Raw genomic sequence first — 14,503 nt, 5'->3', positions numbered from 1 at the left:
CTTGCTCGCGCGCAGATTTTTTCTTGCAAGTCCGGCAAAACGGGTGCTAATTTTTTATTCATTGAGCGACCAATGAAAAAAGAGAGCGCACCATGCCAAAGGTAGGAATGCAGGAAATACGCAAGAAGCAGTTGGTGGAGGCCACGCTTTCTCTGATCGGCGAGCAGGGCCTTGCCGGTACGAGCATGGCGCAGGTGAGCGCCAGATCGGGCATGTCCAACGGGATAGTGCATCACTACTTCTCGGACAAGAACGCCCTGCTCGAAGCGACCCTGCGAGAGCTGAACAAGCGAATCAACGCCGAGATCTTCAATCACCTCCGGCAATCCACGACGCCTTCCGAACGGGTTCAGGCCTTCGTTGAAGGCAACGTCAGCGCATTGAACCTGACACGCGAGAACGTCGCCGCCTGGTTGGCCTTCTGGGCGCAAGTCCCCCAGTCACCGCAATTCCAGCGGATCCAGAACATCGTGGCGCGCCGCAGCCACTCACTGCTATTCCATGCTTTGGCGAAAAGCATGGATAAGACCACGGCTCGATATAAGGCCCAGATGATCGCGGTGTTCATCGACGGCCTGTGGTTGCGGGCAGCAGTGGACCCTACTCCGGAAACGATCGGCGAATCCCGCCGACTGGCTTATGAGTTCCTGAACAACCTCCTTGGTTTTGACCTGAAGGTGTAGATATGACTCGCGATGAATATAAGAACTTCGATGCGGTAAGCCTTGTTCAGCTGGTAAAGGCTGGGGAAGTCACCGCCCTGGAATTGGTCGACCTTTCGATCAATGAAATCGAAATCCAGGACCACGAACTGGGGGCGGTCGTGTCCATTGATGCCGAATGCGCCCGGCGGGCAGCCACAAGCCATGGGCAAGGCTCCCTGGCGGGGCTGCCCATGCTGATTAAGGACACCAACATCGACGTCGAAGGCTTCGCAACCCGACACGGTTCCCGTCTGTACAAGGATGCAGCGGCGGCAAAGGCTGACAGCGAGCTCGTCACGCGTCTGCGCAATGCCGGAGCGATCATTCTGGGGAAGACCAAGACGCCGGAGTTCGCCGGGGACTTCGTCACCGAGCCCGAGTACTTCGGCCCCTGCCGAAACCCCAGGAATCCGAAGTACGCATCCGGTGGTTCGAGTGGCGGCTCGGCCTGCGCGGTAGGTGCCGGCATGGTACCTGTGGCTCACGGAACCGACTGCGGCGGCTCGATCCGCGTCCCGGCATCTGTCTGCGGTGTCGTCGGTTTGAAGCCCAGCCGCGGACGTAACCCGGTCGGTCCCCATGTCGGGGAGTTCGTCGGCGGTCTCGATAGCGAACACGTGCTGACCAGGACCGTCCGCGACACCGCCTTGCTGCTGGACGTCCTGGCCGGCTACGAGTCCGGCGCGCCTTATGCGGCGCCAGCTGCGCCGTCCTCCTGGCTGGAGAGCCTGAACAGGGCTTCGCCCTCGTTGAACATTGCCTTCAGCTGCACCCGCCCCGACGGCTCGGATATAGACGAGTCCATACGTAACGCGGTTCTCCGCGTGGTGGACTTCCTCGGCTCTGAAGGCCACAAGCTGCGCGACTTCAACTGGCCGGACCTGACGGGCGCGGGCGATGCCGCAGCCGTCTTCTGGCAGCTCGAAATCGAAGCCCTGATGGCGCATCAGGCAGCGACACTGGGCCGCCCCGTCGGCGAAGGCGATGTCGAATGGATCACGTACGAAATGTACAAGCAGTCGTCCCGCCGTTCCGCCCTCGATGTCCATCACGCAAGGTCCGTGCAGAACCGCGTCTCACGTCGTATCGCGGCAAGCTTCACGGAGATCGATGTGCTGATCACGCCTACGGTGGCGCTCGCTCCGCCCCTGATCGGTGGGTTCACCGCTTCCGGGGAGAAGCAGTTGGAGGTCTGGTACGAAAATGCCTATGCCTTCTCCCCCTTCACCGAAGTCTTCAACCTCACCGGTCAACCCGCTATCAGCGTACCGGTGGGCGTCATGGGCAACGGGCTGCCGATTGGACTGCAGATAGTCGGAAGATTTGGCGATGAGGAAACCATTCTCAGACTGGCCAGTGAAATCGAGAAAAGCTTTTCCGCGAGAGTTCTGTCCCAGGAATAAGTGCGCAGAACTGACCTCTCAGCCCTGCCAACTTAAATAGAACGACCCCACACCCACCCGCAGGACGCATTGAACTAATGAAATGAATAGCGCGCGAAGCCTATTCACCATTAGCGACTCGCTGCGCCTGCAATTCTCCTGGAGAGGGAAATTATGAGTTTCCAGAACATGATAAGACGAGGACATCCCGATGCAATGAATCGACACTCATCAACTTTGTAGCCTTGCCGGGAAACACCAATTTCACGCCGCCAGAAACGGACACGTTGAAGCCCCAACCCGAACGCACAAATAAGCAAAAAGCTTAACGGTATCGCCAGAAGCAAGAGGCAAGAGGCAAGAACCTGAAAATGGATTTTCAACTTTAAATCAGCACTTTAAAAGCGCCTGCAATCTGGCAAGCCCCTTAACTTATTTGCTTTTCTGCCTAACAAATGTACTACGACAAGAAAGATAGGTACGAAGATCATGTTAGCCAAAGAAAACCCCTCATCTGCTGGACGTTTCAATCTGGAAGTACGCTCCATTGACCACGTTCCACATTCAGAACGCCATGGCAAGGCCTGGCACCTGTGGCCCATCTGGTTCTGCGGTGGAGCACAGCTGACGACCCTGGCCGTGGGAATCATCGGTATCGGCATGGGCGCCAATCTGTTGTGGTCCGCCATCGCCATCATTCTCGGTTGTGCCTTCGGTACGCTGTTCATGGCCGGACACTCCACCCAGGGTCCGCAAATGGGCCTGCCGCAACTCATCCAGTCCCGTCCCCAGTTCGGCTATCTCGGCGCCCTGCTCGTCTACCTCGTGGCTATCGTCACCTACGTCGGCTACAACGCCTTCAACCAACTACTGGTTGGGCAGACCTTGCATGAATTGCTAGGCGTCTCCGAGAACGGCTCGGCCCTGGTCTTCTCGCTACTGGCAATCATCATGGCGGTTGCTGGGTACAACACCTTCCACAAGGTCCAGCGGGGCCTGGCCTTTCTGATGGTCGCACTCATGCTGGCGCTTACCATCGGCCTGCTCCTGTCCATGAAACTTCCGGCCAATCAACTGACCTTGAGCGAGTTCAAGCTCAATGCCTTCCTGGCTCAGTTCTTCGTTGCTGCCGCCTACCAACTGAGCTGGGCCATCTACGTTTCCGACTATTCCCGCTACCTGCCTGCCAACGTCAGCGTTCGCGCCTCGTTCTGGTGGACCTACATGGGCGCCATGATCGGCGGCGTCTGGATGATGCTGATCGGCGCGATAGCCACCGCCCTCAGCCCCGGCCAGAACCTCGCCGCCGGCCTGGTGATGCTGGGAAACATGGTCTTCTCGGGATTCGGCGAAACCCTGGTGATCATCTCGGTGCTCATTCTGATTACCAGTGCGGCACAAAACTTCTATGGCGCGTCCATTACCCTTCTTAGCATCATCGACACGATAAAGACCCAGAAATCCACCCTTCTGAAACGCATTATCGCAATGGTCGTCGTCGGCAGTTCCGCGATGCTGATTGCTCTATCCGCATCCGCCGACTTCGTAAAAGAGTTTGGTGATTTCCTGGCAATCCTGCTCTATCTGTTCACGCCCTGGACGGCAATCAACCTCGTGGATTTTTACGGCGTTCGCCACGGGAAATACTCCATAAAGGAAATATTCAACCCAAACGGGATCTATGGAAAATGGAACTGGCGCGGCATTGGGGCGTACATCGTTGGGTTCATGATCATGCTGCCCTTCTCCAATACCGGGCTTTACACCGGCTTCATCTCTGAAAGGCTGGACGGCGCCGATATCAGCATGCCTATCGGACTTGCAGCTTCGGCGCTGGTCTATTGGTTCCTTTGCCGTTCGCAGAACATTCAGCAGGAGTTGAATAGAGTCGGCAGTCTCGACTTCGGACTGGAAAATAGCGCCGCCCGGTAGCGACCAGAATCATGGGTGGTACGCCACCCATGATTCACGTGAGTGGAATTGAACTGCCGCCTGCAACCAACGGTGCAGTGCCGAGTTCAGTTGTAATCCAGCACGTAGGTGAGCGCCGCGTCCGCCTGGCCGGTAGTGAGTGGGCCGTCAGTCCGAACGTACTGGGAGCTTCCTTCAAAACGGTAGAGGTGCCCCTCGGCATCTTCCCCGGTCAGTCCGAGCGGATATTTGCGACCAGTACCGAAATGCAAAGGATTGTCCTGGGCATCTTTCAGGGCCAGCGCCACACCACTTGCTTGTTCGGCTCCAGCCTGGATGTCGAGTAGGCCGGTCCCTGGCGAGTTTCCTTCGAAATACGCCCGGACCAAATGGTTCGGGCGCTTCAGCCCCTTGCAGCGGACGTCGAAGGAGAAGGTCTTCACGGGAGCCCGCCCCGCTATCAGGTCCTTGCCCAGTACGTCGCCCATGTCGACGGTGTCGACAGGTTTTACCGGTTCGCAACTGGCATACATGGCCTCGTTGATGACCGTGGCACTCCCGGTACCTTGCCAGCTCAACCGCGGGAAGGAACCTGCGCTGTATACCCAGCTGGTCAAGGAAACACGAAAATCAAGGGGTATCGTCCCTGCCCCCACACGCTGCCCCACGCGAATGAGCTCCAGCTCGAAGCGGTTACGAGGCCGAAAGGGTTCCGTGGCAGAGTTGTCATTGCTGGGCAGATATCCGCTATCGGCAGAGCCCATTCCGCCTATGGCTCCATGACTGAAAATTTTCAGCCCGATCCCTTCGATACCGCTTTCGTATACGTCGGAATAGCCCGGTACCAAGCTGAGGCCATGAAGTTCGTACTTATGGAAATTCGGTGCGATGTCGCAGATCATCCTTCCCACCTCCAGAGAGCTGCTACGAAGCGATCTGGTCAACATGACCGCCCCCACCGGCACTCGCTCGTCGATGAGCAATACGGGGTCAGGCAGCTCCAGCGTCATGCTCGGGGACGGCGGATATATCGTCCAAACGCAGAAGTCCTCACCGGGAATGGCGGTGGCAAGTGCTGGAACGAAACCGAGCAGAAATAGCGCCAGTCTGACTGGCTCTTGATGTATCCAAGTTGTGTTGATGCTCAAGGCGTTTAGCCCCCTTCAGGGTTGGAAATGCGAGATAGGGAAATCATTGGGGCCTCCCCCCTCAATCTCCACTAGGCGCCCTACTCCAGGCCGAATCACCCCGCAGTTGCGGGTCATCAGTTGCGGCCAAGAACACAGGCAGGTCCCTGCGGGCGATCCAGATCTCCCCTTGCCACTTCACCACCCCAATGCGCTGGTTGGCCCAGGTCATGAAGGCCCGCTGGGGCGAGGCATCCGCGACGCGGTGATAGTCATGCAGCGTCGGTACCAGCACTTCGCTCAACCACTGGCTGATCACCCGATGTTCCGGGTGGCCGAAGCGGTACAGCGCCTTGTAGGCCCCGGCATCGCTGATCACCTCCACCTCTTCACGTAGGCCGCTGGCGTACTGCAGCAGCACATTGCGCTTCTGGTGCGGGTCCATGCGATTGGGCAGGCGATAAGGGCGCTGGGCGCCAATGAGGCGGGCGAAGTCCGTGGCGACAAACCACGGTTGGTTGTCGATCATTACGGCGCGCAGTTGGTGGGAATGGCGTTGGAAAACGACGGGGATATATGCGTCATGCATGCTGAAGCTCCACTTCGTTCCTGAAGGAACCCGCCGTCAAAGAAAGGAGGCGGATCGCGTGGGGTTGACGAACCGGCTAGTTAGGACCCGGCAGACCCAAAGGTCTCCCCACACGATCCGCCATGAAGTAGGCAGTCCAGAACTGCCCAAGCGCCGATGCCTGCAAGATTGCTCTCACATGCACCGCATGGCGCTACCGCACCTAACTAGTTCGGGTCGTCAAACCCGGTCACGACTAACCGTGACGGCGGGCACTCTATCCATCGCGTTTGTAAGCGTTCAAGGTTATAGGCGCGTAGGAAGGTTGACTGTGGGCAGCGCGACTCGTCGCAGGACGAGAGCTGTAGGAAAAGTCTTAGGAAAAACCGCGCGACTTTCCTGTAGGGGCGAATTCATTCGCCAAGCAGGACGCAGTCCTGCCGTAGGTTGGTCCGAGGAACGAGGCCCAACATTGCAGCACCGATCGTTGGGTTTCGCTCCGCTCTAGCGGACCGCCACCCGCCACAACCTATAAAAGCAGAGCCCACACCATTGCTCGCCTACTGCCCATTACCGATGAACCAGCGGTAATAGGGGTTGTCGCCGTCGCTGCGCGCCAGCTCTTGGACTTCGCGGGCCCAGGCTTGGCGATTGCCGTTGTAGGCGTGCAGCGTCAAAGCATAGAAGCGCGCCAGCGAGCGCCATTGGTCGTCCACGGCGCCACGGAAACCGGCGTCCGTGTTCACCAGCGGCGGTGGCGTGCGCAGGGCCAGCAACTCCGGCAGGACCCGCGTGATCTCCTTGCTGCGTACCCAGGGTGCGTACTCGATGCGCGGGTGGTCATCGGTGACCGCAAGTGCATCGCCGGCAAAGCGTTCCAGCCCGTCACGATCGGTCACCCAGGTGGCCAGCAGCGCCGCCGCAGAATCGACCCCCACTTCTGCCAGCGCCCCAGCGACTTCGGGTTGCGCGAAGCGTTGGCGAATTCGCGTGACATCCAGCTCCTGGGGCTCCAGGGAACCGATCAGCAGCATCTCGTGGAATTCGGTGGTCCAGAGCGACGCATGGGGGAACACATCGAGGAAACTGCGCACCAGGGAGCGGCTGTCATCCAGGTTCTGTGTCGGTAGCGGCAACCATTGGGCAACGAGGCCGCCGGGCTGCAACCGCGAGGCGGCCAACTGATAGAAGTCCCTCGAGTAAAGGTTGACCACCCCAGCTGCCGAGGGGGGTGGCGGCTCCAGGGTGACCAGGTCGTAGCGCTCGGTGCTGCGCAGCAGTTCACGGCGGCCATCGCGCAGGCGGATATCTAGGCGGGGGTCATTCACAGCGTCGAAATTGCCGTGGAACAGCGACGCGGCGGCCAGCACCTCGGGCAGCAACTCTGCCACCACCGGTCGTTGCAAACTGGGATAACGCAACATGGCGCCCGCGGTGATGCCAGTGCCGAAACCGATGACCAGCGCCGACCTTGGCTCGTGACGCTGGATAAGCAGCGGCAGTAAGGCTTGCAGACGCATGTAGCGCAATGACGGCATGGCGTCGCCAGTGTTGGACACACCCTGGATGTACAGGCGGCTGAATTCGCGCCCCTGCCGTCCCTGGGTCACGACGGCGACGGTGCCACCCCTGCCCTCCTCGTAGAAGGTGATCTGCCCATTGCGCGCGCCGGGCAGCAGTTCCGCCAGGCGCTGGGGCGGCGTGAGAATGCCGACAACCAGCGTTGCCAAGGCCACCGCCAGGATCGCGCCGCGCTTGCCCCGGCTGACATTGGCACCCCGCAAGGCGGCGATACAGCCCACCAGCGCCGCCAGCAGGGCGAGGATAGCCAGGGTACGCACCAGGCCCACGCTGGGCACCAGCAGGAAGCCAGTGAGCATCACGCCGAGAATGCCACCCAAGGTGTTGAGGGCGACTACCGCGCCCACATCGCGACCGACATGTCCGCTGTCCACTGAAAGCCGCAGGGCCAGCGGGAACGCAGCGCCTAGCAAGGTCGTGGGAAGAAAGACCATGCTCAGCGCCGCCGTGGCGAAGCGCGCGCACATGCCAGCCAACTCGTTACCTGTGGCCTGCAGCACGAGCATTTCAATCTGGGTCTGGGCGATCACCAACCAGCGGCCGAGGCCCGCCACCTGCAACAAGGCGATCAGGCCAGCAGCAGCGATCAACAAGCCGAACAGGCCCCAGGGGTCCCGAATCCGGTCGGCACGGCGGGCATACAGGGCGCTACCCAGCACCAAGCCGGTCAGGTAGGTGGCGAGCACCATGGCGAAGGCGAAGGTGCGGGTGCTCATGAACTGAACGATGGACTGGCTCCAGACCACTTCGTAGCCAAGCGCCACACCGCCCGCGACGCAATACAGGGCGATGGCGAGGCGCGCCCCGGATGAGCGCGGTATCCGCGAGGTTGTGGACGCCTGCTCCGGCAGATCGTCACCGCGCCGGGTGACCCAGGCGCCGGCTGCGGCCAGCAGGTTCAGGCAAGCGGCCGCGAGAGCGCTGCCGGTTACCCCCAATAGCGGCAGCAGGATGAAGGCTGCCAGCAAGGTGCCGGCAATGGCGCCAGCGGTGTTGGCCGCGTAAAGCCGCCCACCGGCTTCGCCCATCTGGCCGTCGGCAGGCGTGAGGGAACGGACCAGCACCGGCAAGGTGCCGCCCATGAGAAAGGCAGGCAGGCCTACCAGCAGGAAGGGCAACAGCCAGGCGAGCAGGCCGATCCGGTCTTCGAGCCGTGCGAACAGGCCGGCCGAGTTGGCCAGGGCCAGCGTGGCGCCAACGCCCAGCACGGCCACCGCAAGCTCCAGCAAGGCATAAAGGCGCACCGGGCGACGCAGGCGGTCGGCCCAGCGACCGAAGACCAGCCCACCCAGGGCGAGCCCGGCGAAGAAGGCACTGATGCCGGTGGTGACGGCATAGACCTCCACCCCAACCACCAGCGAAAGCTGTTTGACCCAGAGGACCTGGTAGACCAGCGCCGCGCCGCCGGAAACGAACAGCAACGCTGCGGGAAGGAGTATCTGCAAGGGAAGCCGTTTGCGGGCATCTTCACGCACCGTGGCCCGGGAACGCGCACGGGACGAACTCGCGGCTGAGGACATCGACTGGCCTTATCGGATTGGGCAACCCGCAGAAGGTAGTTGAAAGGAAGGTGCCCGCCAGGGGGCGGGCACCAGGTCGATCTACTGCTGTTTCATCTTCTCTTCGATTTTCTTGTCTACGTCGGCGCGGATCTGGTCGATGCTGAAGCTCGCCGGACGCTGGCTCGGCGGGTAGTCGACGAAGGTCTGCAGGAAACCTGCCGCCTTCTGCGTGCCCTGGAAGAGCAGGTAGTCGTTCTTGGTCAGCCAGTCGTAGTACTGGTCCGAAACCACATCCGCCCGCTCGTACGGGTCCATGCGCAGGTTGAACAGCTTGGGCACCCGCAGGCAGGTGAAGGGCTCGCTCCAGACTTTCAGGCCGCCCGGTGCACGCTGTTCGCACCAGACGATCTTCCAGTCGGCGAAGCGCATGCCCACCAGTTCTGCGTCGTCGTTGAAGTAGTAGAACTCGTTTCGCGCACTCTTGTCGGATTTGCCAGTCAGGTAGTCCAACTGGTTGTAGCCATCCAGGTGCACCTTGAAGCTCTTGCCGCCGAGGTCGGTGCCCTTGAGCAGCCGATCCTTGATGTCCGTGTCACCCACCGCGGCAAGCAGCGTCGGGAACCAGTCGAGACCGGAGAACATCTGGGTCGAGATGGAGTCCGGCTTGACCTTGCCCGGCCAACGAATCATCGCCGGTACCCGATAGGCGCCCTCCCAGTTGGAGTTCTTCTCGTTGCGGAACGGTGTGGTCGCGGCATCCGGCCAGGACCACTGGTTCGGGCCGTTGTCGGTGGTGTAGACCACGATGGTGTTGTCGGTGATCTTGAGGTCATCCAGGGTCTTGAGCAGTTTGCCCACGTCGCCATCGTGCTCGAGCATGCCGTCGGCGTAATCGTTGCCCGCCATGCCGCTCTGCCCTTTCATGGATTCGCGCACGTGGGTGAAGGCGTGCATGCGCGTCGTGTTCATCCAGACGAAGAATGGCTTGTCGGCCTTGACCTGTTTGTCGATGAAGTTGATGGCGGCCTGGGTGGTTTCGTCATCGATGGTTTCCATGCGCTTGCTGTTCAGCGCACCGGTGTCCTCGATCTTGCCGTCGGCACTGGACTTGATCACACCACGGGGCGAGGCAGCCTTGACGAAGGCCGCATCATCCTTCGGCCAATAGGGGCGTTCGGGCTCTTCCTCGGCGTTGAGGTGATAGAGGTTTCCGAAGAATTCATCGAAACCATGGTTGGTCGGCAGGTACTCATCCCGGTCGCCCAAGTGGTTCTTGCCGAACTGGCCGGTGGCATAGCCGTGAGACTTGAGCGCCTGGGCGATGGTGACGTCGCGCGCCTGCAGCCCCACCGGCACGCCGGGCATGCCGACCTTGGACAAGCCTGTGCGCAAAATCGCCTGGCCGGTAATGAAGGTCGAACGCCCCGCAGTGCAACTGTTCTCCGCGTAGTAGTCGGTGAACATCATGCCTTCCTTGGCGATGCGATCGATGTTCGGCGTCTGGTAGCCCACCACGCCCTTGCTGTAGGCGCTGATATTGGTCTGCCCGATGTCGTCACCGAATATCACCAGGATGTTCGGCTTGTCAGCCGCGTTTGCGGTACAGATGCCCATTGCCGCTGTCGCGGCCAGGGCAAATGTCGTTATCCATTTTCCACTGCGCTTCATATGGCCTTACTCCGTCTTACGTTGTTGTGTCGCCACGACTACGTACACGAGAGATACCGACTGCCCGGCTAGTGTCCCTGTGTCCCTGCGGTTTCTCGTTAGGGGTGGTCAGTTGGTTTCGAAGGGATAGACCCGGCGCCACTCCGTCGCCATGTCCACCACTGTCCAGTTGCCGGCCTTTGCCGCGTCCAGCGCCTTGTCCAGCCGACCGATTTTGCTTTCCCGGTCATAGGCCCATTCGCGCGTGGAGTCGGTGTGGTGAACCAGTCCGGCGAAGCGCTTGCCCTCCCCGGCCATGGTCCACTGGAGCATCTGCAGGTCGCCGTCGGAATTGCCGAAGGCGAAGATAGGTCGCCGGCCGATGATGGTGTCGATGCTCACCGGCTTGCCCGGGCCGTCATCGTTGTGCAGGAGCTTGGGCAGGCGCTGGATCGACAACTTGCCGTCCTTGTCCTGGAACTGCGACGCGAAATTGGTGCCGATCACCTGTTCCGGCGGAACGCCATAAACCTCTTCGGCGAAGGCGCGCATGAAGGCCACTTCACCCCCGGAGACGATGTAGGTCTTGAAGCCATTTACCCGCAGAAAAGCCAGCAGTTCCCGCATCGGCTGGAAGATCATCTCGGTATAGGGTTTCTGGCTGCGCGGATGCACGGACTTGGCCAGCCAGCTCCGGCTGAGGGCGATGAACTCGTCGGTACTCATCCCGGTATGGGTGGCGCCGATAATTTTCATCATCCCTTCCGAACCGCTTTCGGCCAGGGCCTTATGGTCACCTTCGAGAACGGCCTTGAAGGGCTGCTGCTCTTTCCATTCGGGATGCTGCGGTGCCAGGCGCCTGACCTCATCCATGGCGAACAGCACCTCGAAGTACATCGGCTGCTCGCTCCACAAGGTGCCGTCATTGTCGAAGACGGCAATGCGCTCGGCCTCCGGCACGAAATCCTTGCCCCCTTCCGTAGTCACCGCCGCGACGAAGGCCTCGATGGATTTGCGCGACGGGCCGTCCTTCCAGGATGGCAACGGGTCTTGCGCCTGCGCCAGCAAAGGCAAGACCAGGAGCAATGTGAACCACCAGCGCAAGTTATTCAGGGCAGATGATGGGTGCATGTGACGTCCTTGCTGAGAGCGATTTACCTGGCACCACCGGCTCAGGGATGGAGCGGTTTCAATCCGTGGCTGGCACGGCCTTTCTTACTCGGTTCAGCTGCCACGCGCCGCACATCGGGCAATACCTGCGACAGATCGGAAGCTGCTTGATTGTCGGAAGGTTCCGACCCGTAGCGAGCCTTGAAGTAGGCTAGCAAACGATTCGCGATACGGTCGGGCAACGGCTGAGAAAATTCCGACAGTGTCCGACTGCCAGTACTTCGGCGAACCCAAAGGTACAGCCCACCCAGTTGCGCCGGGCGAGCTGCCAACTGTTGTCGAGCCAGTTGCCAAGCATGCTCGGCGGAGTCCAGCCAGGCCTGCTGGCGGGCCGCTCGCCAACGCTGCCACCCAGCCAGTGCGGCGCGCGCCCAGGGGCGGCCGAAGTACGCAAGCCCGGCCGCGAGCGACAGCAGCACGGCCAGTAGCAGCCAGTGGCCGGAAACCCTCACCTGAGCCTTCTGCCCCAACGCGCGCAGGTCTTCGTTGATTGAGAACGGCGCCTGGTAAGCGCCCTTGGCCGCTTCGAGCTTTACAGCCGGCACTGAAATGCTGTGCGCTTCGCCGGTAGTGGCATCCCACCATTTCAGCTCGATGGCCGGCAGTTCGAAGGTGCCCGCATCATCGATCACGTAGGTCACGGAGTCGTCGCGGGCGCCACCGTTGGTGCCGCCACGGCCGTCGCTGAGCGGTTGCACCTTGGGCGTCTGGACGTAGCGTTTGAGCCCTTTGACATCGGCGAACACGGGCGGCGGGATGAGCATGGCCTGGGCGCCCTCCGCCTCCACCCGCAGTCGTCGGGTAATGCTGTCGCCCTGGCGCAACGGCTCGTGGGAGCGCTGGATGTCCTGGGTGAGCTTCACGCTGCTCGCCACCAGCCGCTGCTCATCACCCGCGCCCACGAGGGCCTTGGCCGCGAAGGACAGCGGCTGGCCCTTGATCTTCACCGGCCCGCTCGCCTGCCCCGGCTGAATCTGGAACTCCAGGACCGGGATGTCGAAACGCCGCGCCGTTTGTGGGGTGATCTGGTACGTGTAGCGCAGGCCGAAGAAGGTCTTGCCGTCGTGCTGCTCGGTCAGGTGTTGCGCTTCACCGGTGGGCGGCGTCACCACCGCGCCGGGCAGGTCGAGCTTCGGCAGGACGGGCGCTGCGGTGAACCAGGTGTCCACCAGCAGATCCACCTCCAGCGTGACGATTCCGCCGACCACCGCGCCATCCGCCGGAACCAGACGCTGTTGCACCCGCACCTCGGGCTCGGCCGCTTGCGCCAGCCATGGCAAGCAGAGCAGCAACAGCCACGCCAGCCGTTTCATTGGGAAGCCTCCTTGGCTTGCTCGCGCGCGGCTTCCTGCAAGGAAAACTTGCGCTTGAGGAACATCGCTGGGGACGTGGTCAGGTTGTTCAACCAGACCTGGTCGGAGGCCGCCTGGGCCTTGTCCTGCTGCACCTGTTTGCCGCCCTGCGAAGGTGTCTGGTCTTCCACCACCTTGTCGGGCTTCTCGTTGGGTGTACCGGCTTCCTGCTGGTCCGCGTAATCCTTCAGCAGCGCTTCGGCCAGGGCCAGGTTGGCAGTTGCCTCGGGGAACTTTGGCTGCTTCTGCAGCGCCTGTTGGTAGGCGGCGATGGCCTCGGGGAACTTGAACAGGCGGACGTAGGTGTTGCCGAGATAGAAGTACGCGGTTGCGCTGTCCAGCCGAGCAAAGCTGGCCAGGGCCAATTGGAAATCTGCTGCCTGGTAGGCGGCCAGGCCTTTCCAGTATGGGTCGGTAAAGTGCGCGGCGGCCTCTGGGAAATGCCCGTGTTCGAAGGCCCAGCGCCCTTGCTGCTCGGGAGTGAAGAACGCATCCGCCAAAGCGCCGGCCTGCGCGGGAACGGGGGTTCCGAGCAGCGAGACCGCAAGCAGTATTCCGCCCAGCCAGTGCACTTGCCAGCCACGCCGTATGCAGCACAGCGCAATCAGCGCCAGCGGCCAGCACAGCCAGTAGCCGGCATCCTTCCAGTGCACTTGCCGGCCATCGCCCTGCACAGCCTGGAAGTGCTGCTGGGCGTGCAGCTCGATCCAGTCGAGGTCGTCGTCATTCAGGGTCAGGCTACCGAGGGGGGCATTGGCTGCATCGGCAAGGCGCTTCAGGCCTTCCTCATCGAAGGCCGCCGCGACCGGGCGGCCGTCGGCGGCAATCAGCGGCTGGCCGCGAGCATCCCGTACCAGGCCACCATTCTGACTCCCGACGGCGAGGACGAGCACCTGCAGATCCCCGCCTGTCAGGCGCTTGCCGATTGCCTCGAACTGGCCGGCGTCGGCACCGTCGGTGACCAGCGCCAGGGTGCCAGGTGCCTTTTCCGCATTGAGAATCTTGCGCGCCTCATCGATCACTCCCAGCACGTCCTTGCCCGGTTGCGACATCAGGTCGGTGGCCAGCGCCTCGACGAAGGTATCCAATAGCGCCGGGTCTTCGGTGGCGGGTAGCACCAGGTGCGCCCCGCCGGCGTAGGCGATCAGCGCGGTGCGGGCGCCGGCCCGGCGCTGGATCAGGTCATGCAGCTTGTGCTTGGCGGCGGCGAGCCGCGTGGGTGGCACGTCGTCGGCATCCATGGATGGCGAGAGGTCGACCGCAAGGATCAGCGGCGCCCGGTTGTCGAGGAAGGCGGGGTTGTCCTGTTCCCAGGTCGGCCCCGCGGCGGCCAGGCCACCGAGTGCCAATAGAGCCCCAAGCAGGTAGACCGGGCGCAGGCGTTGATGATCTTCCGGGGTAATGAGCAGCCGTTCCATCAGGTGCCGCGCGATAACGCCGTTGAGCTGACGCTTGAGGTCGTGGCGGCGAATCCAGAGCACCGGTAGCAGCACGCCCGGCAGTATCAGCAGCAACCAGAGCGGCCGCAGGAAGTGGAAGGCACTGAGGTCGATGGTCAT

General features: G+C 61.6%; 10 protein-coding genes. 3 read left to right on the top strand and 7 right to left on the bottom strand.

Annotation, left to right across the window (positions count from 1 at the left end; genetic code table 11):
* The first annotated feature begins 92 nt into the window (after window positions 1-92).
* From betI to E8E95_RS10060, 3 genes are all read left to right on the top strand, one after another.
* The gene (gene betI, locus E8E95_RS10070) at window positions 93-683 is read left to right on the top strand and encodes a transcriptional regulator BetI (protein ID WP_280349698.1); all 591 of its coding nucleotides are present in this window, start codon (window positions 93-95) and stop codon (window positions 681-683) included.
* A gap of 2 nt (window positions 684-685) precedes the next feature.
* Window positions 686-2,107, top strand: coding sequence for an amidase (locus tag E8E95_RS10065; RefSeq protein ID WP_280349697.1), 1,422 nt, complete (start codon window positions 686-688; stop codon window positions 2,105-2,107).
* 468 nt (window positions 2,108-2,575) lie between these two features.
* Window positions 2,576-4,018, top strand: coding sequence for a cytosine permease (locus tag E8E95_RS10060; RefSeq protein ID WP_280349696.1), 1,443 nt, complete (start codon window positions 2,576-2,578; stop codon window positions 4,016-4,018).
* A gap of 86 nt (window positions 4,019-4,104) precedes the next feature.
* On the opposite strand, the gene E8E95_RS10055 is transcribed toward E8E95_RS10060, so the two are convergent.
* The 7 genes from E8E95_RS10055 to E8E95_RS10025 all read right to left on the bottom strand — a co-directional run bounded on the left by E8E95_RS10055 (window position 4,105) and on the right by E8E95_RS10025 (window position 14,503).
* The gene (locus tag E8E95_RS10055; RefSeq protein WP_280349695.1) at window positions 4,105-5,145 is read right to left on the bottom strand and encodes a fimbrial protein; all 1,041 of its coding nucleotides are present in this window, start codon (window positions 5,143-5,145) and stop codon (window positions 4,105-4,107) included.
* A 61-nt stretch (window positions 5,146-5,206) separates the two neighbouring features.
* Window positions 5,207-5,713, bottom strand: coding sequence for a BRO family protein (locus tag E8E95_RS10050; RefSeq protein ID WP_280349694.1), 507 nt, complete (start codon window positions 5,711-5,713; stop codon window positions 5,207-5,209).
* 539 nt (window positions 5,714-6,252) lie between these two features.
* The gene (locus E8E95_RS10045) at window positions 6,253-8,793 is read right to left on the bottom strand and encodes a fused MFS/spermidine synthase (RefSeq protein WP_280349693.1); all 2,541 of its coding nucleotides are present in this window, start codon (window positions 8,791-8,793) and stop codon (window positions 6,253-6,255) included.
* A gap of 81 nt (window positions 8,794-8,874) precedes the next feature.
* Window positions 8,875-10,443, bottom strand: coding sequence for an arylsulfatase (locus tag E8E95_RS10040; protein ID WP_280349692.1), 1,569 nt, complete (start codon window positions 10,441-10,443; stop codon window positions 8,875-8,877).
* A 108-nt stretch (window positions 10,444-10,551) separates the two neighbouring features.
* The gene (locus E8E95_RS10035) at window positions 10,552-11,553 is read right to left on the bottom strand and encodes an HAD family hydrolase (RefSeq protein ID WP_280349691.1); all 1,002 of its coding nucleotides are present in this window, start codon (window positions 11,551-11,553) and stop codon (window positions 10,552-10,554) included.
* A 41-nt stretch (window positions 11,554-11,594) separates the two neighbouring features.
* Complete coding sequence (locus E8E95_RS10030; protein WP_280349690.1) at window positions 11,595-12,905, bottom strand: hypothetical protein; 1,311 nt, start codon at window positions 12,903-12,905, stop codon at window positions 11,595-11,597.
* Window positions 12,902-14,503 carry a VWA domain-containing protein gene (locus E8E95_RS10025; RefSeq protein ID WP_280349689.1) on the bottom strand — a complete coding sequence of 534 codons (1,602 nt, stop codon included), beginning with the start codon at window positions 14,501-14,503 and terminating at the stop codon, window positions 12,902-12,904. Before E8E95_RS10025 ends, E8E95_RS10030 begins: the two co-directional genes overlap by 4 nt.

The sequence above is a fragment of the Pseudomonas sp. BN414 genome (assembly GCF_029871275.1).
GTDB classification, from domain to species: domain Bacteria; phylum Pseudomonadota; class Gammaproteobacteria; order Pseudomonadales; family Pseudomonadaceae; genus Metapseudomonas; species Metapseudomonas resinovorans_C.
The sequence above is the reverse complement of the archived record's forward strand: the minus strand, read 5'-3'. Positions and strand labels throughout refer to the sequence as shown.

Excerpts from the sequence above, each read along its gene's own strand:
- betI (WP_280349698.1), top strand. The coding sequence starts at position 93 with ATGCCAAAGGTAGGAATGCAGGAAATACGCAAGAAGCAGTTGGTGGAG.
- E8E95_RS10065 (WP_280349697.1), top strand. The coding sequence starts at position 686 with ATGACTCGCGATGAATATAAGAACTTCGATGCGGTAAGCCTTGTTCAG.
- E8E95_RS10060 (WP_280349696.1), top strand. The coding sequence starts at position 2,576 with ATGTTAGCCAAAGAAAACCCCTCATCTGCTGGACGTTTCAATCTGGAA.
- E8E95_RS10050 (WP_280349694.1), bottom strand. The coding sequence starts at position 5,713 with ATGCATGACGCATATATCCCCGTCGTTTTCCAACGCCATTCCCACCAA.
- E8E95_RS10045 (WP_280349693.1), bottom strand. The coding sequence starts at position 8,793 with ATGTCCTCAGCCGCGAGTTCGTCCCGTGCGCGTTCCCGGGCCACGGTG.
- E8E95_RS10040 (WP_280349692.1), bottom strand. The coding sequence starts at position 10,443 with ATGAAGCGCAGTGGAAAATGGATAACGACATTTGCCCTGGCCGCGACA.
- E8E95_RS10035 (WP_280349691.1), bottom strand. The coding sequence starts at position 11,553 with ATGCACCCATCATCTGCCCTGAATAACTTGCGCTGGTGGTTCACATTG.
- E8E95_RS10030 (WP_280349690.1), bottom strand. The coding sequence starts at position 12,905 with ATGAAACGGCTGGCGTGGCTGTTGCTGCTCTGCTTGCCATGGCTGGCG.
- E8E95_RS10025 (WP_280349689.1), bottom strand. The coding sequence starts at position 14,503 with ATGACCATCGACCTCAGTGCCTTCCACTTCCTGCGGCCGCTCTGGTTG.